The following is a 26,128-nucleotide window of genomic DNA, read 5'->3' on the forward strand; positions in this document are numbered from 1 at the left end:
GACTCAGGTCCAAGGACCGCGACGGCCGGGCAGCAGGGCCAGGGCGCCGAGCACCACGGCAAACCACAGGGTGGCCAGACGGATGATCACCGTGGCGGCAACGGCCACGCCCGGCGGCATGCCGTGCAGGGTCAGCAGGGTCACCATCGCCAGTTCGGCGCCGCCCAGGCCGCCGGGCAGAAAGCTGACCGCCCCCACCAGCATGGCGAAGGCATAGATGAACAGGGCGGTGAGCAGGTCGAGGTCGGTGCCCAGCACCTGCACCAGGTAGTAGAAGGCCAGACCCTCGGCGCCCCACGCCACCACCCCCAGTACCGCGCTGTAGAGCAGCAGCGGCAACGTAAACAGACGCGAGGAATGCAGCATGGTTTCGATCAGACCGGCGGCGAGTGCCGCCGCGCGGCCGTGAAAGCGCGTGCGCAGCCAGCCATCGAGCCGCGCCAGCCAGGCGCGCTGCTGGATGCACAGCAGCAGCACCACCAGCACCGCGGCCAGCAACACGATCACCCCGCGTCCCTGCGGCCAGGCGGCCAGGCCGATGGCCGCCAGCAGCAGGATCGCCATCAGATCGCCCAACCGTTCGGCGAGCAGCGCGGCCAGGCTGTGCGGCCAGGACACGCCGTGCGGTTGCAGCAACACGCAGCGCAGCGCCTCGCCGGCCTTGCCCGGGGTGGTGGTCAGGGCAAATCCGCCCAGATAGATGCGCAGGCTCTGCCGCCACGGCACGCGATGACCGAACAGCGCCAGGTAGTGCTGCCAGCGCGCAAAGCGCAGACCGTAGTTCACCAGGGACAGCAGCAGCAACAGCAGCAGCACCGGCAGCGACACCTGGCGCAGGGCGGCCACCACATCCTGCCAGCCGCCCCACAGGGAAAAGCCCAGATAGCCGACGGCGGCGGCCACCACCGACAGGATCAGCGCACGCAGGCCGCGCACCGGCCGTGCCGGCACTTGCGTCATGCCAGCAACCAGATGGTGAAGGCTGCCCAGCCCAGCACGGTCACCAGCATGTGCGGGTCGCGCAACAGGTCGCGCGCCGGGTCCTCGCCGGCATCGCTGGTGAAGCTGAGGTAGAGATAGCGGAACAGGCCGTACAGCACGAAGGGCACGGTGTAGATGAGGTCGGTGGTGTGGTGCACGGCGATGGCATCGTCACTGATGGCATACAGGCTGTAGGCCAGCACCACGCCGGTGGCGCAGACGCCGATCATCACATCCAGCATGGGCAGGGAATAGTGCTGCAACACCTTGCGCGCCGGGGCGTCGCTGTGTTCCAGCACCGCCAGCTCGGCACGGCGCTTGGCAAAGCCGAGGAACAGCGTGACCATCAGGCCGGTGAGCAGCAGCCAGGACGACGGCGGTATGCCGACGCCGATGGTGCCGGCGAGGATACGCAGCATGAACCCGGCGGCGATGATGAACACATCCAGCACCACCACGTGCTTGAGGCGCCAGGTATAGAGCAGGTTCATCACGCCATAGGCGACGACGATGTACAGCACCTGCGGCGAGGCGCTCCAGGCCAGCAGCAGGCCTGCCAGGCCACACAATACACCCAGCATCACGGCCTGACCCGGCGTCACCGTCCCGGCCGCCAGCGGACGGTGCCTCTTGTGCGGGTGCAGCCGATCGACTTCGCGGTCGGCCAGATCATTGATTACATAGATGGCGCTGGAGATGAGACAGAAGGCGAGCGCCGCCAGCAGCACCGCCTGCACGGTGGCGATCTCGCCCCAGGCGTGGCCGAACAGCAGGCCGACAAACACAAAGCCGTTCTTCAGCCACTGGTGCGGCCGCAGCAATTTGATCATCGCGCGCGGATTAAGCGCCATCTCCCTCTCCCGGCATGGTGCGGTAATAGGCGTGGTCGGCCAGTGCCAGCAGCTCACGGTCGCCGCGGCTGTCGCCGTAGGCATAGATCTCAACATCCGCCATCGTGCCAAGCAACTGCTGCAGGCGCCGCACCTTCTCCGCGCCATAACAGTTGGCGCCGTCGTAGCGGCCGCTCACGCGGCCGGCCTCATCCACCGCCAGACGCGTCGCCAATACGTCATCGAAACCGGCCGCGCGCGCCCACGGCGCCACGTAATGTTCGATGGAGGCGGAGACCACCACGCAACGGTGCCCCTGCCGGCGGTGCCAGGCCAGACGGGCCAGGGCCTGCGGCCGTACCTGGCGCGGGATGTCCTGGCGCGCATAGTCGGCGCCGAGACGACGCAGCTCCGCGTCAGACAGTCCGGCAAGGAAGCGGATCAGCACCCGTTCCTTGGCCACGTCGCGCGGCACCAGCCGCAGCGCCACGCCGCCGAGCGTAGGGAGTAACGGCAAGGCGCCGCGTATCACCCCACCCCAGCCGTGCAGCCGCAGCAGGAAGGGCAGCAGCGTATCGCGGTAGGTGAGGGTGCCGTCGAAATCGAAAACGGCGACGACCGGGCGCGCAATCACAGCTTGAGCCGCTTGAACAGACGCTCGGGGATGCACGTGATGATGAGCATGATGTAGCGCCAGAACCACGGCACATAGATGACATCGCGGCCGCGCTCAACGGCTGTCACGATACGTGCACCGACATCCTGTGGCGCGGCCACCAGAAACAGGCCGGGCATGCCGAAGGTCATGGCCGTGTCGACGAAGCCGGGCTTGATGGTGAGCACACGCACGCCGGCGGGAAACAGCCGGTTGCGCAGCCCTTGCAGATACAGGGCGAAGGCACCCTTGGCCGCGCCATAGGTGTAATTGCTCTGGCGGCCGCGATCGCCGGCCACCGAGGCGATGCCGGCGATGAAACCACGGCCGCGCTGCTCCAGCTGATCGGCACAGAGGTTTAGGATCGATACCGCATCGACGAAATTACGGTTGATGATGATGAGGGTTTCACGGAAATCGGCCGCCGCCCGCGCCTGGCTGCCCAGATAACCGAAGGCCAGCAGCACGCCCTCCAGCTCCCCCATCTCTTCGGTCACCCGCTGCAGAAAGGCCGCATGGGAATCATGGGCCGCGGCATCGAAGGCGCCGAAGTGCACCGCCACGCCATAGCGGATGGTGAGATCCGCCGCATCGCGGCGCAGCGACTCCACGTCGCGGCCGGCCAGATACAGGCGGTAGCCGCGCTGCGCCCACGCCGCCGCCGCGCCGCGCGCGATGGCCGAGGTGGCCCCCAGGATCAGGATCGCGCCGCTCATGCCTCTTCCTCCATGCGCAAGCGGCGCGACAGGCTGGAGCTGAACACCCCCTGCGGGTCCAGCTCACGACGCACGCGCTGCCACTCGGCCAGCTGCGGATACATGGCACGCAGACTCGCCGGCGCCAGACGGGCATCCTTGGCCAGATACACGCGGCCGCCGTGCTGCAGCACCACCTCATCGAAGCTGTCGAGCAGCGCCAGCGTTGTCGCGCCCTGCATGGGCAGGTCCATGGCCAGGGTGTAGCCCGCCATGGGGAAGGACAGATACCCCGTCCCCTGCGCGCCCATGCGCTTCAACACACCGAGGAAAGCGGGATGACCGCTGGTGGCGAGACGCTGCAGCAATTGCTGCAGCGCCGCCAGCGCCGTTGCCGTCGGCACCACGCACTGGTACTGCACGAAGCCGCGCCGACCGTACAGGCGGTTCCAGTTGTCCAGCGTGTCCAGCGGATAGAAAAAGGTGTCATAGTCCACCAGGAAGGGGGCATCGCGCCCGCCCTCGCGGCGGAAATAGCGGCTGTTGAAGGCACGGATGGAAAAACGGTTGAGCAACCAGCCGGGCATAGCAAAGGGAATGTTGTGCGCCTTGTGTGGCACCAGGCGCAGCGGCGTCAGACGGCGTCCGCCGGACAGCTCATCCGCTGCGGCATGATCGCCGTTCATCACCACGCCGCGTCCGAGCGCGGCTCCGCGGCTCATCAGGTCCACCCAGGCCACGCTGTAGCGTGCATCATGGTCGGAATCCTGCAACAGGGCGAATAGCTGTTCCAGATTGGCGGCGCCCTGGTGGCGGGCGCGGATGTAGGCACTCTCGATGGGCCGCAGTTGCAATTCCACTTCACCGATGATGCCGCTCAGCCCCATGCCGCCGACGGTGGCACGAAAGGCCTCGACGTTTTCCTGCGCGGAACAGCGCAGGCGGCGGCCCCCGGCGGTGATCAGCTCCAGCTCGCGCACGCTGGTGCCGAAGGCGCCATCGTGATGATGATTCTTGCCGTGCACATCCGCCGCCACGCAGCCGCCCAGCGACACATGCCTGGTGCCCGGCGTCACCAGCGGAAACCAGCCGCGCGGCACGGTCAGGGCCAGCAGCTCGGCCAGGGTGACACCCGCCTCGGCCCGCACGATGCCCTTGTCGCGGTCGAAGGCGAGAAAACGGTTGACCCGTTCGGTGAGCACCACACGGCCACCGGCGTTGAGGGCGGCATCACCGTAACTGCGCCCCTGGCCGCGCGCCAGCAACGACGGCGCCTCCGACCACAACTCGGCATGGCGCTCCGGCCGCACCAACTCGCAGCGCTGCACCGGGTAACGGCCCCAGCCGGAAATATCCTTTGGCAGTGTGTTCATTGACGCGGCAACCGCTTCACTTTTTCGCCGGGAAAATACTTGTCGTAAAAATAACACGCCCCCAAGGGAAGGTATCCCGGCAGGCGGTAAAACTGCTGTTGTGTCTGCCGCAGCACCTTCTTGCGGTACAGCTCATAACGGAAACCGCGTCCCAGCAGCAGCACATCCGTCACGCCGCGCACACTGATCTCGCGGGTTTCGTACTGCTCGAAATAGCGGGCATAGTTTTCCACCCCCTTGCCGGCATAGACGAACAGGGCGATGTTCTTGCCGTCCAAGGCACGATAATCGGTCAGCATGTCGTCCTGGCGACCATATTTGGAGGCCTCGCCGAACACAGCGAAGCGCTCACCGGTACGGTGTTCAAGAATGGCGGAATAGACATAGCTCTCGGTGGCCAGGGCATAGCCATCCACATGCGGGCGCATCTGCTGCCAGAATTCGCCGCTGTGGCTGCCGAAAATCAAATCATGGTGCAGTACCGGCCGTCCCTTCAGGACCGCCGGCGGCATCAGCAGCACTGCCGCAATCAGCACCAGGTGCAGTGCGGAGAACCCGGCCATGAAACGCACGCTGCGTCGCAACTGGATGATACTCAGGAGACGCGGCAGGAACAGGAAGAAAAATGGATAAAACGCCAGCACCCAGTGCAGGCCGATACTGGCGCTAAAAGACAGCACCAGGAACAGCACCAGCGGCAGCAGCCAGAGCCACAGAAAATAATCCCGGCGCGCCAGGGCGCTACGCAGCTCTTCGCGTCGCTGCCAGCCGTACCATAGGAGCCAGGGTGTCGCCAGGTAGGCCAGCATCAGAAGGTAGAACAGCGGGCTGGACCAGCTGACGCTGCTGCCGCTGTGGCGGACGAACAGGTTGAACAGGATGTTGTCCCAGCAATGGCAATAGTTCCACCACACGTTGAGCGCAGCAAAGGGCAGCACCGCCAGGAACAGCAGCAGCAAGCCGATGGCATGGCGGCGCGAGGGACGCAGCAGCAACAAATAGACGCCGTAGGCGATACCGAGCATAACCGCGAAATATTTGGAGAGAAAGGCCAGACCGAGCAGCGCGCCGGCATAGACGAACCAGAGGTACCCTGAGCTGTCCAGGGCGCGCTTCAAGGCCAGGGCGGACAGGAAAGACAACAGGATAAGCGGCGTATCGGTGCTGATCAGGACATTGACGATGTTGATCGGGGCCAGCAGATAGAGCAGCCCGATCAATATTGCCCGCTCCTCACCCAGATCGGTACGCAGCCAGCGATAAATGGCCCAGGCGATGAAGGTGGTCATCGTGTAGGAAGGCAGGCGCAGCCACCAGTCCGCCGTACCCAGATACTGCAGCACATGCAGCCACCAGCCTACCATCGGCGGATGGTCGTAATAGCCCCAACCCGGATATTTGCCCCAGAGGAAGAAGTAGGCCTCGTCACCGGTCACCGGCAGCCACGCGGCCAGCAACAGCTTGAGCAGGGTCACCGCCAGCAGGGTGACCAGAAAGGTGCGGCGCGTTGCAATCATGTCGGGACGGTCAAGGGAAGAAACGCATATCCTGCGTCGCGGGAAACTGCCGGACATAGGCCCGGCGCGCAATGGCCGCCAGTATAGCAGCCTTGTCCGACGCGCCAATACTGTGCCCAATCACAGATTTGCTACACTGCCGCCATGTCACGTCTGCCCCAGTTCATCTCAGTCCTGTACCTGCTCCTGCTGGCGACGGCAGCACAGGCCGAAAGCTTTCAGCTGGAACCGTTCAATGTGCGTTATTCGGTGCAGCTCAACGGCTTCAAGGTGGCCGAGATGGAACGTAGTCTGCACATCGACGGCAACGGCTCCCCGATACTGGAGCAAAGAACCGAAACCAGCGGCCTAGTGGCCCTGTTCAAGAAAGACAAACTAGTGGAGCGCAGCGTTCTGGGAAACGACCGGCACCGGCCGATTCCGCTCACCTACGATGCCCACTACACCGGCCGGTCAAAAGACATCAGAGAGCACATCGACTTCGACTGGCAAAGCAATGTCGCCACCTCGCGCTACCAGGAAAAGCGGCAGGAAATCTCCCTGTCCGGCGCCATGATGGACAAGCTGTCGCATCAGCTGATCCTGAGCAACGACATCGCGCAGGGAAGAAAGGAACTGGAATATACCGTGCTCGATCGCGGCAACATCAAGCACTACACCTACGAATGGCTGGGGTCGGAAGAGCTGGCGACCGCCCGCGGCCGGGTCACCACCATCAAGATAAAGCGCAAGGACACCACGCTCTGGCTGGCGCCGCAGTGGAACTACCTGCTGGTGCAGCTGATACAGAAAAACGATGACGGCACCATCGCCACCTATATCCAGAAGCAATAGACGGCAGCCCAGGGAAGCTCTGAATAAGTTCAGAGCTTCCGCGGCACAGGGATGTGCCGCCATTTTTCAACGACGATAAGTCGTTGAAAAATGAAGCCGAGCGAAAATCACACTTTTCGCTTGGCGTGGTCTGAGAAGTCCAGGATGGACTTATTCAGACCTTCCCTAGAACAAACGCAGCAGTTGCTGCATGATTTTCTGGAAGAACCCTCCCGGCGCCACGGTGATGCGCGCGTTGTCGACGTTGATCTCCTCCGGCGCGTACATGGTGAGTTCCACGCCGGCCTCGCGGTACATCTCGTAGGACAGTTCCAGGTCCTCGGCCCAGCGCGAGAGGAAATCCGCGCTCGGCGCGATGCATACCACACGGCCGATCTCGTCCTGGATCAGCTTGGAGGCGCAGCGCGGACAGGGCGGATGGGTGACGTAGACGGTGCAGCCGCGCAGGTCGCGCTTGGCGAAGATCAGCGCGTTCTCCTCGGCGTGGATGGTCAAATTCAGCTTGCGCGCCCGATCCACCAGGCGCTCGGTGGTATCCGCCACGCCGGCGGCGAAGCCGTTGTAGCCCAGCGACACGATGCGGTTGCCGTCGGTGATCACCGCGCCCACCTGCGACGACGGGTCCTTGCTCCAGGCCGAGATGTGCGCGGCAAGGCCGAGGAAGCGGGTGTCCCACTTCTTCGTGGCGGCGGAGGGTTCCGTGCTGTTGGTCATTGTGGTGACTGCCGTATCGGTTGGGGCGGAGCGAGTGACAAGTTACAAGTTACAAGTTTCAAGTTGCAAGTTTCAAGAAAAAACCCGAAACCCATAAGAAAACGGGGCGGTAGTCCGCCCCGTCCACTTGCTACTTGTCACTTGCTACTTGTTACTGAATCACGATCTTCGGGAACTTGGCACTGTAGTCCTTGGCCTTCAGTGCCAGCTTGGCCGCCACGCGGCGGGCGATGTCGCGGTAGATCTGGGCGATGCGGCTGTCGGGCTCCGCCACCACGGTGGGCTTGCCGTTGTCGGCCTCCTCGCGGATGCGGATGTCCAGCGGCAGGGCGCCGAGGAACGGCACACCGTACTGCTCGGCCATGCTCTGGCCGCCGCCCTGGCCGAAGATGTGCTCTTCATGGCCGCACTTGGAACAGATGTGGATGGACATGTTCTCCACCACGCCGAGCACCGGCACCTCCACCTTCTCGAACATCTTGTAGGCCTTGCGCGCGTCGAGCAGGGCGATGTCCTGCGGGGTGGTGACGATGACGGCGCCGGACACCGGCACCTTCTGCGCCAGGGTCAGCTGGGTGTCGCCGGTACCGGGCGGCAGGTCGATGACCAGGTAGTCCACCTCGCGCCACTGGGTGTCGTTGAGCAGCTGTTCCAGGGCCTGGGTGACCATGGGGCCGCGCCAGATCATCGGGGTGTCCTCGTCGATGAGGTAGCCGATGGACATGGACTGCAGGCCGTAGCTCATCACCGGGTTCAGGGTCTGGCCGTCGCTGGATTCGGGGCGGGTGCCGCCCACGCCCAGCATGCGCGGCTGGCTCGGGCCGTAGATGTCGGCGTCGAGGATGCCCACGGTGGCGCCTTCGGCGGCCAGGGCCAGGGCCAGGTTGACTGAGGTGGTGGACTTGCCGACGCCACCCTTGCCGGAGGCCACGGCGATGATGTTCTTGACGCCCTTGATGTGCTTGACGCCCTTCTGGGCGGCATGGGAGGCGATCAGGGTGTTGACCTTGACGGCGGCGCCGGCGACACCGGCCACCGCCTCGACCTTGCCCTTGACGGCAGCGGCCAGCTCGTCGGCATAGCCCTGCGCCGGGAAGCCGAGGACCACGTCCACGGTCACCTTGTCGCCGTCGATGGCGATATTCTTGATACAGCCGGCGGAGACCAGATCCTTATCCATATAAGGGTCGACGTATTGCTTGATTGCGTTCTCGACCTGCGCTTGGGTCACATTGGACATCTTGAGCACTCCTGAAATGGCCGTCTCCGGGGAGAGGCGCGAATCACCTAGTAATGAAATCGGGTATTGTACGGACCACGGTGCCGGATAGAAAGACCCGCGATGATACCAGAGTATTCCCCTGTCCCGGCGTTCGGTGGCAAGTCCTGTCCATAATTGGTACTGTATGGCCCTTTTTCAAACCCCCGTAAGACATTGATAATTCCCGCCATGACGGACATCCCCCGCAAGATTCTGGTCACCAGCGCCCTGCCCTACGCCAACGGGCCCATCCACCTCGGCCATCTGGTGGAATATATCCAGACCGATATCTGGGTGCGCTTCCAGAAGCTGCGCGGCCACCAGTGCCACTACGTCTGCGCCGACGACACCCACGGCACGCCAATCATGCTGCGGGCGGAGAAGGAAGGCATCACCCCGGAACAGCTCATCGCCCGCGTCTGGGCCGAGCACAAGGCCGACTTCGATGGCTTCCTGGTGGGCTTCGACAACTATTACTCCACCAACAGCCCGGAAACCCGCCACTACGCCGACGACATCTACACCAAGCTCAAGGCGGCCGGCCTCATCGAGGTGCGCGCCATCGAACAGTACTACGACCCGGTGAAGGAGATGTTCCTGCCGGACCGCTTCATCAAGGGCGAATGCCCCAAGTGCCACGCCAAGGACCAGTACGGCGACTCCTGCGAGGCCTGCGGCACCACCTACTCGCCCACCGACCTGCTCAACCCCTATTCGGCAGTCTCCGGTGCCACGCCCATTCGCAAGCAGTCCGACCACCACTTCTTCAAGCTGGGCGCATGCGCCGACTTCCTGCGCGGCTGGATCCAGCCGCCGCGGGTGCAGGCCGAATCGGCCAACAAACTGGCCGAGTGGCTGGACGCCGGCCTGTCCGACTGGGACATCTCGCGCGACGCCCCCTACTTCGGCTTCGAGATCCCCGGCGCCCCCGGCAAGTACTACTACGTCTGGCTCGACGCCCCCATCGGCTACATGGGCAGCTTCAGGAACTACTGCGACAAGAATGGCCTCGACTTCGACGCCTTCTGGGACAAACACAAGGCGGCGCAGGCCGGCACCGAGCTGTACCACTTCATCGGCAAGGACATCCTCTACTTCCACGCCCTGTTCTGGCCCGCCGAACTGGAGAGCGCCGGCTACCGCACGCCCACCGGCGTGTTCGCCCACGGCTTCCTCACCGTCAACGGCACCAAGATGTCCAAGTCGCGCGGCACCTTCATCACCGCGTCCAGCTACCTGCAACACCTCAACCCGGAATGGCTGCGCTACTACTTCGCCGCCAAGCTGGGCAGCGGCGTCGACGACATCGACCTCAATCTGGAAGACTTTGTCGCCCGCGTGAATTCGGATTTGGTGGGTAAGTACATAAACATTGCGAGTCGCGCCGCTGGTTTTATCCATAAGCTCTTCGGGGGCTCGATCCCTGTCGCCAGCCACACAATCCAAGGCTTCTCGTCATGGGATGCCAAGACCATCATCGAAGAGGCCCGAAAAGGCCGTGGCGTAGCTCTGGAGCAAATGACGGGATTCCTACGTGAGCGATCCGAGGAAATTGCAAAATTCTATGATGAGCGTGAATACGCGAAGGCTATGCGCCGAATTATGGAGTTAGCGGACTTAGTAAATCAGGTATTCGACGCATTTGAACCGTGGAAAGCCGCCAAAACTGACCATGCGCTTGCTGGGCAGGTTTGCGGCGCAGTGCTAGAAGGCTTCCGGATTCTCTCCATTTTCCTCCATCCAGTATTGCCAAAGCTCACGAACGAAGCACTGGCCTTCCTCAATTCGCCAAGGCTCGGAGAATCAGGCAGTCCCACATGGGAGAACGCGGTTTTTGCATCCCTGTTCGCTGGACACACGATCAACACGTATCAACCGCTGATGACCCGCATCGACCCCAAGCAGATCGACGCCCTCATCGCCGCCAACACCCAGAGCATGGCACCTGCCCCGGAGAGCCATTCCCAGGCGCGCCACGCCGAACACCAACAGCACGAGACCCAGACCGCCATGGACCCCATCGCCGAAACCATCAGCATCGACGACTTCGCCAAGGTGGACCTGCGCGTGGCGCGCATCGCCGCTGCCGCCTACGTGGAAGGGGCAGACAAGCTGTTGCAACTCACCCTGGATCTGGGCGGGGAAACCCGCAACGTCTTTGCGGGTATACGCTCCGCCTACGAGCCGAAAGACCTGGAAGGCCGCCTCACCGTGATGGTCGCCAACCTCGCCCCGCGCAAGATGAAGTTCGGTCTGTCCGAGGGCATGGTGCTGGCCGCCGGCCCGGGCGGCAAGGAGCTGTTCATCCTGAGTCCGGATGCCGGTGCGCAACCAGGCATGCGGATAAAATAGGCATGAGACACGCGAGACAAGGCACGAACGGCAATCCGATTGCGAATGATCATTCTTGGCGGCCGAACAGTTCTGCTATCTTTGCCAGCATATTGCGGCCACGCCTGCCCGTCCCTCGTACCTTGAACCTCGTCCCTGAGCCATGACCGAATACGCCCTCATTCTCGTCAGCACGGTACTGGTCAACAACTTCGTCCTGGTGAAGTTTCTTGGCCTGTGTCCGTTCATGGGCGTGTCGCGCAAGCTGGAGACCGCCATCGGCATGGGCCTGGCCACCACCTTCGTACTCACCCTGTCCTCGGTCTGCGCCTACCTCACCAACGAATTCCTGCTCGCCCCGCTCGGCATCGAATACCTGCGCACCATCGCCTTCATCCTGGTCATCGCCGTGGTGGTACAGTTCACCGAAATGGTGGTGCACAAGACCTCGCCGGTGCTGTATCAGGTACTCGGCATCTTCCTGCCGCTGATCACCACCAACTGCGCCGTGCTCGGCGTGGCCCTGCTCAACACCCAGGCGCAGCACAGCTTCCTCGAATCGGCGGTGTACGGCTTCGGCGCCGCGGTCGGCTTCTCCCTGGTGCTGGTGCTGTTCGCCGCCATGCGCGAGCGCATCACCGTCAGCGATGTCCCCGCCGTGTTCCGCGGCCCCGCCATCGCCCTGATCACCGCCGGCCTGATGTCGATGGCGTTCATGGGGTTCTCCGGATTGGTGAAGGGGTAAGTTGGGATGGCGAGCTTTCTTCTGAGGAATAAGTTCCAAGTGACAAGTTCCAGGCGGCAAGAAAAAGCTCGCTTTTCTTTTCACTTGCAACTTGCAACTTGCAACTTGCAACCATGTTAACGGCCATCCTCGCCCTCACCCTGCTCGCGCTGGCCTTCGGCCTGCTGCTCGGCTATGCCGCCGTGCGCTTCAAGGTGGAGAGCGATCCCATCGTCGACAAGATCGACGCCATCCTGCCGCAGACGCAGTGCGGCCAGTGCGGCTTCGCCGGCTGCCATCCCTATGCCGAGGCCATCGCCAAGGGCGAGGCGGACATCAACCTGTGCCCGCCCGGTGGCGAGACGGTAGTGCTGGCGCTGGCCGATCTGCTCGGCCGCGATGCCAAGCCGGTAGAGGGCGGCGCCAAGGAAAAGATGGTCGCCCATATCGACGAACAGACCTGCATCGGCTGCACCCTGTGCCTGCAGGCCTGCCCGGTGGATGCCATCCTCGGCGCCGCCAAGCAGATGCATACCATCATCGCCGACGAATGCACCGGCTGCGAACTGTGCGTGGAGCCCTGCCCGGTGGATTGCATCAGCATGATTCCCATCAAGGTGGAGCCCGCCACCTGGACCTGGCCCTACCCGCAGACGGCCCCAGTGCGTACCTAAACCCATGCCTCACATCACCATGTACGCACGAACCCCACACCTATCCTGTCTTCTCGGGGGCATCGTGCAATGAACACCGCCAGTATCTACAACGATCTGTTCGGGCTGGCGGGCAGCACATTATCGCTGCTCATCTATCACCTTTATCTGCGCAGTCGTCTGCGGCAAAACCCTCACTACACCGTGCAGGCCGTCAACCGCTACGCCCGTACCCAATGGGTCCAGGCCGTCATGGCCAACGACGGCCAGTTGATACTGGGTGTCCAGACATTGCGCAACTCCACCATGGCGGCAACCCTCATGGCCTCGACTGCGGTGTTGCTCATCATCGGCACACTCAATCTCAGTGGTGAAGCCGACAAACTGCTCGATACCTGGCACCTGCCCAATCTCGGCGGCAGTCATGCGGCCTGGCTGTGGATGATCAAGCTGTTGTTCCTGGTCACCGATTTTTTCATCGCTTTTTTTGCATTCTCCATGTCGGTCCGACTCTACAACCATGTCGGATTCAAGATCAGCGTGCCGCCAGAGGTGCGCACGCCGGAACTGGCACCAGACAGCGTAGCGGTCCATCTGAACCGCGCCGGCTACTACTACAGCATCGGTATGCGCACCTATTACTTTGCGGTGCCACTGGTATTCTGGCTATTCAGTCCGATCCTGATGTTGGGGGCCACCCTGGTGCTAATTGGTGTGATGTACCATATTGACCGCAGCCCCAAGCTGTCTCCTTTCCCGGCCAAAGGCATTGCGAACTGAATGCCATGGTGAAACGAACAGTGCAGATGATGAGCCCGCATCGATGAGCACACTCACCAACAGTGCTGCCCCTGCCCGGCTGTGGAAATTCCACGGCGGACTGCACCTGCCCGACCACAAGGCGCTGTCCTGCGAACAGGCGATTGCCCCTGCCGCACTGCCCAAACGCCTGGTGCTGCCCTTGCAGCAACACATCGGCGCACCGGCCAAGCCCATTGTCGAGGTGGGTGAGCGCGTCCTGAAAGGCCAAATCATCGGCCAGCCCGACGGCTTCGTCAGCGCCGCACTGCACGCGCCGACCTCGGGCACCGTGGTCGCCATCGAGGAACGTCCGGTGCCACATCCTTCCGGCCTCAGCGCCCCCTGCATCGTCATCGACAGCGACGGTGAGGACCGCTGGGTTGAACGGCAGCCGCACAGCCACTGGGCCGGCCTCGACCCCAGCGAGCTGCGCAACATCATCCGCGAGGCCGGCATCGTCGGCCTGGGCGGCGCCGGTTTCCCCAGCTTCATCAAGCTCAACCCCGGTGCCCGCACCGAGGTGGATACGCTGATCCTCAACGCCGCCGAGTGCGAGCCCTACATCACCTGCGACGATCGTCTGATGCGCGAACGCGCCGACGAGGTCATCGCCGGGGCACGCATCATGCGCCATGCACTGCACGCGCGCCGCGTGGTGATCGGCATCGAGGACAACAAGCCGCAGGCCCATGCCGCCCTGGGGGCTGCCCTGGCACGCATCGATCGCAGCGACATCGAACTGGTGCAGGTGCCGACGCGGTATCCCACCGGCGGCGAAAAGCAGCTCATCAAGGTGCTCACCGGCAAGGAAGTGCCGTCCCAGGGCCTGCCCATCGACATCAGCGTCGTCTGTCACAATGTCGCCACCGCCGCCGCAGTACACCGCGCGGTGGAGCTGGGCGAGCCGCTCATCACGCGCATCGTCACCGTCACCGGCCGCGGCGTAGCGCAACCGCGCAACCTGGAAGTGCTCATCGGCACCCCCGTCGACGACCTGCTGCAGCAGTGCGGCGGCACCACGCCGACCCTGTCGCGCCTGGTGCTGGGCGGCCCGCTGATGGGCATCACTTTGCAGCACCATGGCCTGCCCGTCACCAAGACCGGCAACTGCATCCTGGCCCTGACGCCGGGCGAATTCGGCCAGCATGGGCCGGTGCGCAACTGCATCCGCTGCGGTGAATGCGCCCGCGTCTGCCCCGCCAACCTGCTGCCGCAACAGCTGTACTGGCATGCGCGCGCCAAGGATTTCGACAAGGTGCAGGACTACAACCTGTTCGACTGCATCGAATGCGGCTGCTGCGCCTACGTCTGCCCGACCAACCTGCCGCTGGTGCAGTACTACCGCTACGCCAAGACCACCATCTGGTCGCAGGCGCGCGACAAGAAGAAGGCCGAGCTGGCGCGCGAGCGCCACGACTTCCGCCTGGAACGCCAGGAGCGCGAAAAGGCCGAACGCGCCGCCAAACTGGCGAAGAAGAAGGCCGCGCTGGAAGAATCCCCCGCCACCGACAGCGAGGAGGCCAAGAAGGCCGCCATCAAGGCGGCGATGGAACGGGCCAAGGCCAAGCACGAGGCGGCCGGCGTCGAGCCGAAGAACACCGACAACCTGACGCCGGAGCAGCAGCGCCAGATCGACGAGGTCGAGGCGCGCCGTGCGGCGGCCGAGAAGGAAGAGTGAATACGCGAATGAACGCGAAGAAACGCAAATGCAACATCATCGGCGATGACTGGACTGTCATTTATTGGCGTTCCTTCGCCTTCCTTCGCGGATAGAGAGCGATAACCATGACCAATCCCGTCATCAGTTCGCCCCATATCCACGGTCCGGCCAACGTCAGCAACGTGATGCTGCGCGTCGCCTACGCGCTGCTGCCGGCCATCGCCGGCAGTCTGTGGCTGTTCGGCTGGGGCGTGCTGGTCAACCTGCTCGTCGCCATCACCGCGGCGCTGGCCAGCGAGGCGGCGGTGCTCGCTCTGCGCCGCCGCCCGGTCCTCATCACCCTGCGGGACGGCAGCGCCCTGCTCACCGCCATGCTGCTCGCCATCGCCCTGCCGCCGCTGGCACCGTGGTGGCTGGTGGCGGTAGGCAGCGCCTTCGCCATCGTCTTCGCCAAGCAGTTGTACGGCGGGCTCGGCTTCAATCCGTTCAATCCGGCGATGGCCGGTTACGTGCTGCTGCTGGTGTCCTTCCCGCAGGAGATGACCTCCTGGGCGGCCCCCGCCGGCCTGCGCAGCGCCGATCTCGGCCTGGTGCAGACGCTGTTGTACAGCCTGAGCGGTACCCTGCCCACCGACATTCCGCCGGACGCGCTCACCTCCGCCACCGTCCTCGACACCATGAAGGTGCAGCTGGGCATGGCGCATACGGTGAACGAGATCCGCAACAGTCCGATCTTCGGCCACCTTGGCGGCCAGGGCTGGGAGGTGATCAACGGCCTGGTTCTGCTCGGCGGGCTGTGGCTGCTGTGGCGCCGCGTCATCACCTGGCACGTACCGGTGGCGGTGCTGGGCAGCCTGGCGCTGATCGCCACCCTGTTCCACCTCATCGCGCCCGAGCACTACGCCGGCCCGCTGTTCCATCTCGCCAGCGGCGGCGCCATGCTCGGCGCCTTCTTCATCGCCACCGACCCGGTGAGCGGCGCCACCAGCCCGCGCGGCCAGCTGGTGTTCGGCATCGGCATGGGCCTGCTGATCTTCGTCATCCGCACCTGGGGCGGCTTCCCCGACGGCGTCGCCTTTGCCGTGCTGCTGATGAACATGGCGGCCCCCACCATCGACTACTACACCCAGCCGCGGGTGTACGGCCATAACAGGGGATGACGATGCCGCTGAAGAAGATGCTGCTCAGCGCCTCCCTGCTCGGCCTGTTCGCGGTACTGGGCACGGCCCTGGTCACCTTCACCTACGAGAGCACCCACGAACGCATCGCACAGAACGAGCGCAACGTCCTGCTGCGCAGCCTGCATGCGCTGATCCCGCCCGAGCGCCACGACAACGACCTGGTCAGCGACAGTATCGCGGTGACCGATGCCGCCCTGCTCGGCAGCCCGCTGCCGCAGCAGGTGTACCGCGCGCGCCAGGGCGGCGCGCCGGTGGCGCTGGCGCTCACCGCCGTCGCCCCCGACGGCTACAGCGGCGACATCAATCTGCTCATCGCCATCAACCATGACGGCAGCCTGGCCGGTGTGCGCGTCACCGCCCACCGCGAAACGCCGGGGCTGGGCGACAAGGTGGACGTCGCCCGCACCGACTGGGTCCACGCCTTTGCCGGCCGCTCGCTGAGCAACCCGCCGCCGGAGAAATGGAAGGTGAAAAAGGACGGCGGCGTGTTCGACCAGTTCACCGGCGCCACCGTCACGCCGCGCGCCGTGGTGAAGGCGGTGCGCAACGCCCTCGACTACTATCAGCAGCATCGCGACACGCTGTTCGACGGCGGCAGCGACGCCGCACAGGAGGTCCCCCATGGCTGACAAGACCCTGCGCCAGATCGCCGGCGACGGCCTGTGGCACAACAACGTCGCCTTCGTGCAGATCCTCGGCCTGTGTCCGCTGCTGGCGGTGACCTCCAGCGTGGTCAACGGCCTCGGCCTCGGCCTCGCCACCCTGCTCACCCTGGTGCTGTCCAACGTCACCGTATCGGCGATCCGCAACCTGATCCGCCCGGACATCCGCATCCCGGTGTTCGTCATGCTCATCGCCAGCATCGTCACCGCCATCGAACTGGCGATGCATGCCTGGTTTCACGAACTGCACGGCATCCTCGGCATCTTCATCCCGCTGATCGTCACCAACTGCTCGATCCTCGGCCGCGCCGAGGCCTTCGCCTCCAAGAACAACATCGGCCGCTCCTTCGTCGACGGCCTCACCATGGGCCTGGGCTTCGCCGCCGCCCTGGTGCTGCTCGGCGCCATGCGCGAGCTGCTCGGCGCCGGCACCCTGTTCGACCAGGCCCACCTGATGTTCGGCGAGGCGGCGCGCAGCTTCCGCCTCACGGTGTTCGAGGACTACAAGGGCTTCCTTCTCGCCATCCTGCCGCCCGGCGCCTTCATCGGTCTGGGCCTGCTCATCGCGCTGAAGAATGTCATCGATCAACGCCGTGCCGCCGCACCGCAACCGGCAACCAGTGCTGCCGAAGCCCCTGCCGCCCCCTAGAGGTCGGCTGCATGCTATGATTCTTACCAAATCGGTATCGAATTGCCGGAGGTAAGATTATGGCAGCCACAGCGACGCTATCGAACAAGTTCCAGATATCCATTCCCAAGGCGATCCGGGAAATGCAGCACTGGCAGGCCGGCCAGGAATTCGTGTTCATCCCCAAGGGCAGCGGGGTGTTGGTCGTTCCCGTCCCCGAATTGAACCAGTTGGCCGGTATCGCCCGGGGGGCCAATCCGGAAAACTACCGGGATCATGGGGATCGCTATTGATGCGGGTGGTCGATACCTCGGCCTGGATCGAATGGCTGATTGCCAGCCCGCTGGCGCAAACCCTGGGCAAGGAACTTCCGGCCCAGAGCGAGTGGGTCGTTCCCACCCTCGTGCAACTCGAACTGTCCAAGTGGCTGGTGCGTGAAGTGAGTGAAGATGAAGCGGACCGGGTCATCGCCTACACCCAGAAGTGTGTCGTGGCTCCCCTCGACACCCAGGTCGCGCTGCTGGCCGCCGATCTGCACCGCCAATACAAACTGGCCACCGCCGATGCCATCGTCTATGCCACTGCGCAACAGCTCGGCGCCGACCTGCTGACCTGTGACACGCATTTTGAAAATCTGCCCGGCGTCGTGCTGCTGCGCAAGAGCTGATCCCGACAGACGCCACGCACCATGAATACCGCCAAGCGCCACGAAATCTTCACCCGCCTGCGCGCGGAAAATCCCGCCCCCACCACCGAACTCAACTACCGCACCCCGTTCGAACTGCTGGTGGCCGTGGTGCTGTCGGCGCAGGCCACCGACAAGGGAGTGAACAAGGCGACGGCCAGGCTGTTTCCCGTCGCCAACACGCCGCAGGCGATCCTCGATCTCGGCCTCGACGGTCTGAAGGACTACGTCAAGACCATCGGCCTGTACAACAGCAAGGCCGAGAACATCATCAAGACCTGCCGTATCCTGCTGGAGCAGCACGGCGGCGAGGTGCCGGCCGAGCGCGCCGCGCTGGAGGCGCTGCCCGGCGTCGGCCGCAAGACCGCCAACGTGGTGCTCAACACCGCCTTCGGCCAGCCCACCATCGCCGTCGACACGCACATCTTCCGCGTCAGCAACCGCACCGGCATCGCGCCGGGCAAGACCGTGCTGGAAGTGGAGAAGAAACTGGAAAAGGTGGTGCCGGCGGAGTTCAGGCAGGACGCCCACCACTGGCTGATCCTGCACGGCCGCTACATCTGCGTGGCGCGCAAGCCCAAATGTCCGGCCTGCATCATCGAGGACCTGTGCGAGTACAGGCAGAAAACGACAGACGACGGCGAAGCCAAAATCGCAAAACCCATTAAACGCAAAGACACAAAGAACGCCAAGGGCGCAAAGAGGACAAGTTCATGACATGCAGATCAACCATTGGCATTCCTTTGGCTTTGCGTCCTTTGCGCGCTTTGCCTCTTTGCGTTTAACGCATCATGCTTTTCGGCAACGACAGAACCGCGTTGCGCCGCTTCTATCTGGAGGCCTGGCGCAAGCTGCGCGCAAATGAGGCACTGGAGCCGCTGGAGCGGCAGGTGGCCGAGGTGGTCAGCGAGCATCCGGAATACCATGCCCTGCTGGAAAGCGAGGACACCCTGGCGCAGGACTACACACCGGAGATGGGCCAGTCCAATCCCTTCCTGCACATGGGCATGCACCTCGCCATCCGCGAACAGCTGGGCGGCGACCGGCCGGCCGGCATCGTCACCGCCTACCGCGCCCTGCTGCTGCGCCTGGGCGATGCCCACACCGTGGAACACCACATGATGGAATGCCTGGGCCAGGCCCTGTGGGAGGCGCAGCGCGCCGGTCGCGCCCCCGACGAGGCGGCCTATCTCGACTGCCTGCGGCACTATGGCGGTTAACTATTTTCATATAAGGCGTGTGCAATTCATTTACTGACCACAACGCAAGCAATACCCTTCATTTATTCCCACTTCACGCCACAAGTATCACTTGACTCCGCCAAAATAACATGCAAAATCAAAAATAACCCTTTCTATTCTTATAGTTAATAAATTACACAGAACCACAACAAGCCGCCAAATGCAAATCCAAAGCATGATTGAACCGATGCTGCCCGCGGAAGCTGAGCTCTTGCCTCTTATGGAGATGGCCGCTGACCTGCGTACCGAAGCGGCACGCCTGCTTCCAGGTATCGGCGATACCTCCCGTGCTGCCCTAGCACACTTGCTGCGGGCCATGAACTCCTATTACTCGAACAAGATCGAGGGACAACAAACCTATCCGGCGGAACTGGAGCAGGCCTTGCAACACCAGCTTTCGCCCCATCGTGATGTTCGCCGCCGTCAGGAACTGGCCTTGGCTCATATGGATGTCGAGTCCTTGCTGGAGCCAGAAGCGCGTGAGATGCCCTGGGATGAACACTTTCGTACAGACTGGGTAGAACGCATCCACCGTGAGCTGTACCAACGATTGGACGAAGAGAACAGAACCATCCTTGATCAAAAAGGCAATCCACGCGGCATCATGACGCCGGGAAAATTGCGAAACTGGGATGTCGTCGTCGGTAGCCACAAAGCCCCGTCGCATGCGTTTGTGCATGACCTGCTGAAGCATTTCGAGTTTCGCTACAGCAGGGTCGCAGGAGAAACAATGAAGGTGTTGGTAGCAGGCGCATCGCTACACCGCTTGTCCTGGATTCATCCCTTTCCCGACGGCAACGGACGAGTGAGCCGGATGCAAAACCATCTGCTCTTGACCCACTTGAACTTGACCGGGGGGCTGTGGTCACCACTACGTGGTCTAGCACGCAACCAAACCGAATATTACGCCAAACTCGCAGCCGCCGATCTGCCACGCCGTAATGACACGGACGGTCGAGGTAGTCTGAGTTCGCGCGGCCTAGCGGAATTTATTGAGTTCTGGTTAACGATGTGTCTGGACCAGGTACGCTTCATGGGGCAAATGCTGGCATTGGATAGCTTGCAACAGCGCTTCGTAGGCTTGGCATTACAAATTCTTTACGATTATGGACGTGCCCCCCTGTTACACCATCGCAGCAAGCTGCGCCCGGAACTGCTAGGAAGAGCCTTGCATCGATTGTTTGTCGAAGGACGACTGGAACGTGGTGAATTCAAGGCTATGCTAGATACGTCGGACCGGACCGCCACCCGAGTGGTCACAAAACTGTTCGACCAGCGCCTCATAACATCGCCCTCTCGCTTGGGGTCGCTGGAGCCAGGTTTACCATTCTTCAGCCTCAAACACCTTTTCCCGGGCTTATGGCCGGAGGCGGAAGGAATAATGTCGCCGCCGTCCGCGGACAAATAAAGACCGCAACCTGGCTTCTCGGCACTGATTATCACGTGTTAACCTTGCGGAACCGCCGCCTCTGGCGACGGTCACATGTTTATCCCCCGCGAGCGGAATCCATGATGCAAGGTTGGCGCAAGGCGATCATCTGGCTGGTGCTGCTGTGGCTGCCCGTGCAGGGTTTTGCCGCCGGCTTCATGCCCTTCGCCTGCCACAACCATGCAACGGCCGCCCCGGCCGTGATGGATGCGCATCACCACGACGACCATGCCCATCATGGTCATGAGCTGCCCCCGGCCGATGATGACGGCAGCGCCAGCCATGAACTGGCCTGCGACAACTGCTCGCTGTGCCAGATGTGCGGCGCCCTCGCCCTGCCCGCCGACATGGTCAAGGGCCATCCCCAGCCAGCCGGCGGCGTCAGCGACAGCATGACGCCGCAATTGCAATCCTTCATCCCCGCCCTGCCACACCGACCACCCCGTTCGCTCCTCGTCTAGGGACGGTTCCGCACCGGCCCGGCGCGCCCCTGCGCGTCGTGTAACTGCGTCCCGTCCTGTCGTCCGGCTGTTTCGTTTCCGTACCCGACGAGGATCATCATGCGCATTCTGTTCACCCTGCTGCTGGCGCTGTGGGCGCCGGTACTGACGGCCCATGAGGGCCACGATCATGGCGATACGGCAGCGGTGCTGCCCGCCACCCCGCTGGCGCCCCGTTTCGAGGCGACAGCCTCCGGCCTGGAGCTGCTCGGCCGCCTGCACGACGGCACGCTCACCCTGTGGCTCGATGCCTGGGACAGCAACGCCCCCATCGCCGGCGCCACCATCGATGTGGAGTCCGGCGCCTGGAAGGCGACGGCGCAGGAGATCGAACCCGGCCTCTATCGCGCCGATGCCGCGCCACTGGCGCAAGCCGGTCGTCATAACCTGATGCTGTTCGTCCACGCCGGTGAGGTCGACGAGGTGCTGCTCGCCACGCTGGAGGTCACCGCGGAAGAGACCGTTGCCGCGCCGGCAACGGCGTGGCTCTGGCCCGGCGCCGCAACCCTGCTGGTATTGTCCGCCCTGGCCCTGCTGGCGGGACGCCGGCGCCTGAGTCGCGCGGCACCGCTCGCCGCCCTGCTGCTGGTGCTGCCCCTCGGCGACGGTCACGGCCACGAAGGTCATGACCACGGCGCCCCGCCGCCGGCGCCGGTGGCGGGCGATGCCATGCCCGCGCGCCTGCCCGACGGCGGCCTGTTCCTGCCCAAATCCAGCCAGCGCCTGCTGGAGATCCGCACTCGCCCGACCGAAACAGGCACGCTGGCGCGCAGCGTGGAACTCATGGGCCACGTGATTCCGGACCCCAACGCCAGCGGCACCGTACAGGCACCGCGCGCCGGCCGCCTGCTGGCCGGCCCCGACGGCCTGCCGTACCTGGGGCTGAGCGTACGCAAGGGCCAGATGCTGGCGCGGCTGGTGCCGCTGGCCGCCGCCATCGACCAGGGCGAGAAGGAGGCGCAACTGGCGGAGCTCAAGGGCGAACTGGAGGTGGCGGAGCGGCAGTTGCAGCGCCTGCAACAACTGCGCGACAGCGTCACGGAAAAGGAGCTCGATGCCGCCGCCGTGGCGGTGCGCAGCCTGCAGCGGCGGCGTGATGCGGTAGCCGCTGGTCTGTACAGGGACGAGGCACTCACCGCCCCCATCGACGGCGTGATCAGCCTCAGCACCGCCCGTGTCGGCGGCGTGGTAGCGGCGGGCGATACGCTGTTCGAAATCGTCCAGCCACAACGCCTGTGGGTGGATGCCGTGGCCTATGACCCGGCTCTCGCCACCCGCATCCAGGAGGCCAGCGTCCGTCTCGCCTCCGGCACGGTGCTGCCGGCGCGGCTGCTCGGTGCCGGCACGCGGCTGCGCCAGCAGGCCGTGCCGCTGCAGTTCGAACTGCTGCCACCACTACCCCCGCTGGCCGTGGATGAAAAGGTGACCGTGTTCGCCCGTCTTAACGACACACGGCACGGCGTGGCGGTGCCGCGCAGCGCGGTGACACGCGGCCCGGCCGGCGAATGGCGCGTCTGGCTCAAGCAGGGCGCCGAACACTACACACCGCAGCGCGTCACCATCGAACCGCTGGATGGCCGCAAAGTGGCGATCACCAGCGGCCTCGCCGGCGGCGAGCGCGTGGTGGTGCAGGGCGCTCCGCTGCTCGAGCAGATCCGCTAGGAGGGCGCCATGTTTGACGCCATCATCTCCGCCAGCCTGCGCCAGCGCCTGCTGGTGCTGGCCGCTGCCGTGCTGCTCATGGCCTGGGGTGGGCTCAGCCTGCGCCAGATGGGCATCGACGTGTTCCCCGATCTCAACCGCCCCACCGTCACGCTGATGACCGAGGCCTACGGCATGGCGCCGGAGGAAGTGGAGCAACTGGTCACCTTCCCCATCGAATCGGCCATGAACGGCATGCCCGGTGTGGTGCGCGTACGCTCCGTATCGGGCATCGGCCTGTCCATCGTCTATGTGGAATTCGACTGGGGCACCGACATCTACCGCAACCGCCAGCAGGTGGCGGAACGCCTCACGCTGGTACGTGATCAAATCCCCGCCGGCATCACGCCGCACATGGGCGCCATCAGTTCCATCATGGGCGAGATCCTGCTGGTGGCGATCCCGCTGGCGGACAACACCGATCCCATGGCGGCACGCGAGGCCGCCGACTGGGTCATCCGCCCGCGCCTGCTCACCCTGCCCGGCGTGGCGCAGGTGATCACTTTGGGCGGCGAGGTGCGCCAGTATCAGGTGCGCCCCGATCCGCAACGCATGGAAGACCTCGGCGTGTCGCTGGAGCAACTCGAAAGTGCGCTGCGCGACTTTGCGGTCAACACCAGCGGCGGCTTTCTCGACAGCGCGGCGCGCGAATACCTGATCCGCCACATCGGCCGCACCACTCACCTCGACGACCTGCGCAATCTGGTGGTGGCCTGGCAGGACAATCGCCCGATCCTGCTGCGCCAGGTGGCGAGCGCCGAATACGGCGCGGCGGTGAAACGCGGCGACGCCGGCTTCAACGGCGCACCGGCGGTCATTGTCTCGGTGCAGAAACAGCCGGCGGCGGACACCGTGCAGCTCACCGCCGCCGTGGAGGCGGCATTGGGCGATCTGGCGCGCACGCTGCCGGCTGGCGTCGAACAACCGCAGATCCTGTTCCGCCAGGCCGACTTCATCGAGGCCGCCGTCGGCAACGTGGGCGAGGCGCTGCGCGACGGCGCCATCATGGTGGCGGTGGTGCTGTTCCTGTTCCTGCTCAACACGCGCACCACTTTCATCGCCCTGGCCGCCATTCCGCTGTCGCTCTTGATGACGGTGCTGGTATTCCGCTGGTTCGGCCTGTCCATCAACACCATGACCCTCGGCGGCCTCGCCATCGCCATCGGCGAGCTGGTGGATGATGCAGTGGTCGGCATGGAAAACGTATTCCGCCGCCTCAAGGCACGCCGCGCCAGCGGTGCGCCGTTCGATGCCTTGCAGGTGATTGCCGCGGCCACTGCCGAGGTGCGCTCCGGCATCGTCTATGCCACGGCGATCATCGTGCTGGTGTTCGTGCCGCTGTTCGCCCTGCCCGGCATCGAGGGCCGTTTGTTCACGCCGCTGGGCATCGCCTACATCGTGTCGATCCTCGCCAGCATGCTGGTGGCGGTCACCGTCACGCCGGTGCTGTGCTACTACCTGCTGCCGCGCATGAAGCACCTGCCGGCCGACGACAGCCCGCTGGTGGCCAGGCTCAAGCAATGGGATCGCCGCTTGCTGCACTGGTCCTTCGATCATCCGCGCCTGTTGCTAGGGGGCGCGCTGGCGCTGGTTATCGCCGCTGCGGCCGCCGTCCCCTTCCTGCCACGCGCCTTCCTGCCGGCCTTCAATGAGGGCACCCTCACCATCACCGTACTGCTCAACCCGGGGACCAGCCTGAGCGAATCCAATCGCATCGGTGCGCTGGCCGAACGGCTGGTGATGGCCGTGCCGGAGGTGGTGCAGGTGGGGCGGCGCACCGGTCGCGCCGAACTGGACGAGCACGCCGAAGGCGTGCACACCACGGAGCTGGAGGTGGACCTGCGGCCATCGCAGCGTGATCGCGCGGCGATCATGGCCGACATCCGCCGCCGCCTCGCACCACTGCCGGCGGCGGTGAGTCTGGGACAGCCCATCTCGCACCGTCTCGATCACCTGCTGTCCGGCATCCGTGCCCAGATCGCGGTGAAGATCTTCGGCGACGACCTCGATACCCTGCGTGGTCTGGCCGCCGGCGTGCATGGCCGCCTGAGCCGAATCGATGGCCTGGTCGACGTGCAGATCGAGAAGCAGGTGCTTATTCCGCAGCAGGTGGTGCGGCTGGACTATGCCCGCGCCGCCGCCTACGGCGTCAATCCGGCGCAACTGCTGTCGGCGCTGGAGACCCTGGTCGGCGGCGCCCGCGTCGCCCAGGTGATCGACGGCAACCGCCGCTTCGACGTGGTGCTGCGCCTGCCCGAGGAGCAGCGCGGCGGCGATGCCCTGGCCGGCCTGCTCATCGAGACACCGGCCGGCCATGTGCCGCTGCGCCTGGTCGCCGCCATCGAGGAGGTGGACGGCCCCAACCAGATCAGCCGTGACAACGGCCGCCGCCGCATCGTGGTTTCCGCCAACAGCGACGGCCGTGATCTGGGCGCGCTGATCCAGCAGGTACGTGCGGCACTCGCGGCACAGCCGCTGCCCAGCGGCTATTTCTACAGTCTGGAGGGACAGTTCCAGGCCCAGGAGCAGGCCACCCGTCTCATCGGCGGCCTGTCCCTGCTGTCGTTGCTGCTGGTAGTCGTGGTGTTGTACAGCCGTTACAAATCATGGCGTCTCACCGCGATGATCCTCGGCAGCATCCCGCTGGCCCTGGTGGGCAGCGTCGCCGCGCTGTGGCTCGCCGACGAGCAGCTCAGCGTCGCCACCCTCATCGGCTTCATCACCCTCACCGGCATCGCCGCACGCAACGGCATTCTCAAGATCAGCCACTACCTCAACCTCGCCGTGTTCGAGGGCGAGAGTTTCGGCCGCGAGCTGATCGTGCGCGGCTCGCTGGAGCGGCTGACGCCGGTGCTGATGACCGCGCTGGTGACCGCCATCGCCCTGGTGCCGCTGCTGCTCGCCGACGGCAGTCCCGGCAAGGAGATCCTGCACCCGGTGGCGGTGGTGATCTTCGGCGGTCTGATCAGCGCCACCCTGCTCGACACCCTGCTCACCCCGGTGCTGTTCTGGCTGTGGGGCGAGAAACCGCTGCAACAACTGCTCGGCGAACAACGCGCCGAGGCCTATTGA

The 26,128-nt window shown here is 64.4% G+C and carries 25 protein-coding genes; 17 read left to right on the plus strand and 8 right to left on the minus strand.

What is annotated here, in order from left to right:
- Positions 1-3: 3 nt before the first annotated feature.
- From EP379_RS11760 to EP379_RS11785, 6 genes are read right to left on the minus strand one after another with little or no spacing between them, the layout of a single operon-like run.
- On the minus strand, positions 4-960 hold the full coding sequence (locus tag EP379_RS11760; protein WP_127477988.1) for a lysylphosphatidylglycerol synthase transmembrane domain-containing protein: 957 nt from the start codon (positions 958-960) through the stop codon (positions 4-6).
- Positions 957-1,832: a decaprenyl-phosphate phosphoribosyltransferase gene (locus EP379_RS11765; RefSeq protein WP_127477989.1), complete on the minus strand. Its 876-nt coding sequence runs from the start codon at positions 1,830-1,832 to the stop codon at positions 957-959. The genes EP379_RS11760 and EP379_RS11765 overlap by 4 nt, the downstream gene beginning before the upstream one ends.
- Positions 1,822-2,445, minus strand: coding sequence for an HAD family hydrolase (locus EP379_RS11770; RefSeq protein WP_127477990.1), 624 nt, complete (start codon positions 2,443-2,445; stop codon positions 1,822-1,824). The genes EP379_RS11765 and EP379_RS11770 overlap by 11 nt, the downstream gene beginning before the upstream one ends.
- On the minus strand, positions 2,442-3,182 hold the full coding sequence (locus tag EP379_RS11775; RefSeq protein WP_127477991.1) for an SDR family oxidoreductase: 741 nt from the start codon (positions 3,180-3,182) through the stop codon (positions 2,442-2,444). Before EP379_RS11775 ends, EP379_RS11770 begins: the two co-directional genes overlap by 4 nt.
- Positions 3,179-4,534 (minus strand): FAD-binding oxidoreductase, encoded by a 1,356-nt coding sequence (locus EP379_RS11780; RefSeq protein WP_127477992.1) that lies wholly within the window; start codon positions 4,532-4,534, stop codon positions 3,179-3,181. Before EP379_RS11780 ends, EP379_RS11775 begins: the two co-directional genes overlap by 4 nt.
- Positions 4,531-6,051, minus strand: coding sequence for a glycosyltransferase family 39 protein (locus EP379_RS11785; protein WP_172600460.1), 1,521 nt, complete (start codon positions 6,049-6,051; stop codon positions 4,531-4,533). Before EP379_RS11785 ends, EP379_RS11780 begins: the two co-directional genes overlap by 4 nt.
- Positions 6,052-6,195: 144 nt before the next feature.
- Here EP379_RS11785 and EP379_RS11790 point away from each other — a divergent pair, with 144 nt between their 5' ends.
- Positions 6,196-6,885, plus strand: a complete 690-nt coding sequence (locus EP379_RS11790; RefSeq protein WP_127477994.1) for a DUF3108 domain-containing protein — start codon at positions 6,196-6,198, stop codon at positions 6,883-6,885.
- Between the two features lie 165 nt (positions 6,886-7,050).
- Here the strand turns inward: EP379_RS11790 and EP379_RS11795 are convergent, their stop codons facing one another.
- Together EP379_RS11795 and apbC are read right to left on the minus strand one after the other, a co-directional pair.
- A complete protein-coding gene (locus tag EP379_RS11795) occupies positions 7,051-7,599 on the minus strand; it encodes a deoxycytidylate deaminase (RefSeq protein WP_127477995.1) in 549 nt (182 codons plus the stop codon).
- Between the two features lie 151 nt (positions 7,600-7,750).
- Positions 7,751-8,839, minus strand: a complete 1,089-nt coding sequence (gene apbC, locus EP379_RS11800) for an iron-sulfur cluster carrier protein ApbC (protein WP_127477996.1) — start codon at positions 8,837-8,839, stop codon at positions 7,751-7,753.
- 210 nt (positions 8,840-9,049) lie between these two features.
- Here apbC and metG point away from each other — a divergent pair, with 210 nt between their 5' ends.
- The 16 genes from metG to EP379_RS11880 all read left to right on the plus strand — a co-directional run bounded on the left by metG (position 9,050) and on the right by EP379_RS11880 (position 26,128).
- Positions 9,050-11,212 (plus strand): methionine--tRNA ligase, encoded by a 2,163-nt coding sequence (gene metG / locus EP379_RS11805; RefSeq protein ID WP_127477997.1) that lies wholly within the window; start codon positions 9,050-9,052, stop codon positions 11,210-11,212.
- A 142-nt stretch (positions 11,213-11,354) separates the two neighbouring features.
- A complete protein-coding gene (rsxA, locus tag EP379_RS11810; protein ID WP_127477998.1) occupies positions 11,355-11,936 on the plus strand; it encodes an electron transport complex subunit RsxA in 582 nt (193 codons plus the stop codon).
- A 113-nt stretch (positions 11,937-12,049) separates the two neighbouring features.
- Positions 12,050-12,589, plus strand: a complete 540-nt coding sequence (gene rsxB / locus EP379_RS11815; protein ID WP_127477999.1) for an electron transport complex subunit RsxB — start codon at positions 12,050-12,052, stop codon at positions 12,587-12,589.
- Between the two features lie 69 nt (positions 12,590-12,658).
- The gene (locus tag EP379_RS11820) at positions 12,659-13,348 is read left to right on the plus strand and encodes a DUF599 domain-containing protein (RefSeq protein WP_127478000.1); all 690 of its coding nucleotides are present in this window, start codon (positions 12,659-12,661) and stop codon (positions 13,346-13,348) included.
- 43 nt (positions 13,349-13,391) lie between these two features.
- Positions 13,392-15,047 carry an electron transport complex subunit RsxC gene (gene rsxC / locus EP379_RS11825; RefSeq protein ID WP_127478001.1) on the plus strand — a complete coding sequence of 552 codons (1,656 nt, stop codon included), beginning with the start codon at positions 13,392-13,394 and terminating at the stop codon, positions 15,045-15,047.
- A 107-nt stretch (positions 15,048-15,154) separates the two neighbouring features.
- Positions 15,155-16,189, plus strand: coding sequence for an electron transport complex subunit RsxD (gene rsxD / locus EP379_RS11830; RefSeq protein WP_127478002.1), 1,035 nt, complete (start codon positions 15,155-15,157; stop codon positions 16,187-16,189).
- A gap of 2 nt (positions 16,190-16,191) precedes the next feature.
- Entirely contained in the window at positions 16,192-16,839 is a 648-nt protein-coding gene (gene rsxG, locus EP379_RS11835; protein ID WP_232023903.1) for an electron transport complex subunit RsxG, read from the plus strand.
- A complete protein-coding gene (locus tag EP379_RS11840; RefSeq protein ID WP_127478003.1) occupies positions 16,832-17,521 on the plus strand; it encodes an electron transport complex subunit E in 690 nt (229 codons plus the stop codon). Before rsxG ends, EP379_RS11840 begins: the two co-directional genes overlap by 8 nt.
- A 59-nt stretch (positions 17,522-17,580) precedes the next feature.
- Positions 17,581-17,793: an AbrB/MazE/SpoVT family DNA-binding domain-containing protein gene (locus EP379_RS11845; protein ID WP_127478004.1), complete on the plus strand. Its 213-nt coding sequence runs from the start codon at positions 17,581-17,583 to the stop codon at positions 17,791-17,793.
- Entirely contained in the window at positions 17,793-18,167 is a 375-nt protein-coding gene (locus EP379_RS11850; RefSeq protein WP_127478005.1) for a type II toxin-antitoxin system VapC family toxin, read from the plus strand. The genes EP379_RS11845 and EP379_RS11850 overlap by 1 nt, the downstream gene beginning before the upstream one ends.
- A 21-nt stretch (positions 18,168-18,188) precedes the next feature.
- Entirely contained in the window at positions 18,189-18,902 is a 714-nt protein-coding gene (gene nth / locus EP379_RS11855) for an endonuclease III (protein WP_127478006.1), read from the plus strand.
- 74 nt (positions 18,903-18,976) lie between these two features.
- On the plus strand, positions 18,977-19,405 hold the full coding sequence (locus EP379_RS11860) for a DUF1841 family protein (RefSeq protein ID WP_127478007.1): 429 nt from the start codon (positions 18,977-18,979) through the stop codon (positions 19,403-19,405).
- Positions 19,406-19,601: 196 nt separating this feature from the next.
- On the plus strand, positions 19,602-20,834 hold the full coding sequence (locus EP379_RS11865; protein ID WP_172600461.1) for a Fic family protein: 1,233 nt from the start codon (positions 19,602-19,604) through the stop codon (positions 20,832-20,834).
- A gap of 101 nt (positions 20,835-20,935) precedes the next feature.
- The gene (locus EP379_RS11870) at positions 20,936-21,316 is read left to right on the plus strand and encodes a hypothetical protein (RefSeq protein ID WP_127478009.1); all 381 of its coding nucleotides are present in this window, start codon (positions 20,936-20,938) and stop codon (positions 21,314-21,316) included.
- A gap of 99 nt (positions 21,317-21,415) precedes the next feature.
- Positions 21,416-23,017, plus strand: coding sequence for an efflux RND transporter periplasmic adaptor subunit (locus EP379_RS11875; protein WP_127478010.1), 1,602 nt, complete (start codon positions 21,416-21,418; stop codon positions 23,015-23,017).
- A 9-nt stretch (positions 23,018-23,026) separates the two neighbouring features.
- Positions 23,027-26,128, plus strand: coding sequence for an efflux RND transporter permease subunit (locus tag EP379_RS11880; protein ID WP_127478011.1), 3,102 nt, complete (start codon positions 23,027-23,029; stop codon positions 26,126-26,128).

Origin of the sequence: Sulfurivermis fontis (assembly GCF_004001245.1) — a bacterium.
Lineage (GTDB): Bacteria > Pseudomonadota > Gammaproteobacteria > Thiohalomonadales > Thiohalomonadaceae > Sulfurivermis > Sulfurivermis fontis.

What these genes read in the sequence shown, in the direction of transcription:
- EP379_RS11760 (WP_127477988.1), bottom strand. Translation starts at nt 960, where the DNA reads ATGACGCAAGTGCCGGCACGGCCGGTGCGCGGCCTGCGTGCGCTGATC.
- EP379_RS11765 (WP_127477989.1), bottom strand. Translation starts at nt 1,832, where the DNA reads ATGGCGCTTAATCCGCGCGCGATGATCAAATTGCTGCGGCCGCACCAG.
- EP379_RS11775 (WP_127477991.1), bottom strand. Translation starts at nt 3,182, where the DNA reads ATGAGCGGCGCGATCCTGATCCTGGGGGCCACCTCGGCCATCGCGCGC.
- EP379_RS11780 (WP_127477992.1), bottom strand. Translation starts at nt 4,534, where the DNA reads ATGAACACACTGCCAAAGGATATTTCCGGCTGGGGCCGTTACCCGGTG.
- EP379_RS11785 (WP_172600460.1), bottom strand. Translation starts at nt 6,051, where the DNA reads ATGATTGCAACGCGCCGCACCTTTCTGGTCACCCTGCTGGCGGTGACC.
- EP379_RS11790 (WP_127477994.1), top strand. Translation starts at nt 6,196, where the DNA reads ATGTCACGTCTGCCCCAGTTCATCTCAGTCCTGTACCTGCTCCTGCTG.
- EP379_RS11795 (WP_127477995.1), bottom strand. Translation starts at nt 7,599, where the DNA reads ATGACCAACAGCACGGAACCCTCCGCCGCCACGAAGAAGTGGGACACC.
- apbC (WP_127477996.1), bottom strand. Translation starts at nt 8,839, where the DNA reads ATGTCCAATGTGACCCAAGCGCAGGTCGAGAACGCAATCAAGCAATAC.
- metG (WP_127477997.1), top strand. Translation starts at nt 9,050, where the DNA reads ATGACGGACATCCCCCGCAAGATTCTGGTCACCAGCGCCCTGCCCTAC.
- rsxA (WP_127477998.1), top strand. Translation starts at nt 11,355, where the DNA reads ATGACCGAATACGCCCTCATTCTCGTCAGCACGGTACTGGTCAACAAC.
- rsxB (WP_127477999.1), top strand. Translation starts at nt 12,050, where the DNA reads ATGTTAACGGCCATCCTCGCCCTCACCCTGCTCGCGCTGGCCTTCGGC.
- EP379_RS11820 (WP_127478000.1), top strand. Translation starts at nt 12,659, where the DNA reads ATGAACACCGCCAGTATCTACAACGATCTGTTCGGGCTGGCGGGCAGC.
- rsxC (WP_127478001.1), top strand. Translation starts at nt 13,392, where the DNA reads ATGAGCACACTCACCAACAGTGCTGCCCCTGCCCGGCTGTGGAAATTC.
- rsxD (WP_127478002.1), top strand. Translation starts at nt 15,155, where the DNA reads ATGACCAATCCCGTCATCAGTTCGCCCCATATCCACGGTCCGGCCAAC.
- rsxG (WP_232023903.1), top strand. Translation starts at nt 16,192, where the DNA reads ATGCCGCTGAAGAAGATGCTGCTCAGCGCCTCCCTGCTCGGCCTGTTC.
- EP379_RS11840 (WP_127478003.1), top strand. Translation starts at nt 16,832, where the DNA reads ATGGCTGACAAGACCCTGCGCCAGATCGCCGGCGACGGCCTGTGGCAC.
- EP379_RS11845 (WP_127478004.1), top strand. Translation starts at nt 17,581, where the DNA reads ATGGCAGCCACAGCGACGCTATCGAACAAGTTCCAGATATCCATTCCC.
- EP379_RS11850 (WP_127478005.1), top strand. Translation starts at nt 17,793, where the DNA reads ATGCGGGTGGTCGATACCTCGGCCTGGATCGAATGGCTGATTGCCAGC.
- nth (WP_127478006.1), top strand. Translation starts at nt 18,189, where the DNA reads ATGAATACCGCCAAGCGCCACGAAATCTTCACCCGCCTGCGCGCGGAA.
- EP379_RS11860 (WP_127478007.1), top strand. Translation starts at nt 18,977, where the DNA reads ATGCTTTTCGGCAACGACAGAACCGCGTTGCGCCGCTTCTATCTGGAG.
- EP379_RS11865 (WP_172600461.1), top strand. Translation starts at nt 19,602, where the DNA reads ATGATTGAACCGATGCTGCCCGCGGAAGCTGAGCTCTTGCCTCTTATG.
- EP379_RS11870 (WP_127478009.1), top strand. Translation starts at nt 20,936, where the DNA reads ATGATGCAAGGTTGGCGCAAGGCGATCATCTGGCTGGTGCTGCTGTGG.
- EP379_RS11875 (WP_127478010.1), top strand. Translation starts at nt 21,416, where the DNA reads ATGCGCATTCTGTTCACCCTGCTGCTGGCGCTGTGGGCGCCGGTACTG.
- EP379_RS11880 (WP_127478011.1), top strand. Translation starts at nt 23,027, where the DNA reads ATGTTTGACGCCATCATCTCCGCCAGCCTGCGCCAGCGCCTGCTGGTG.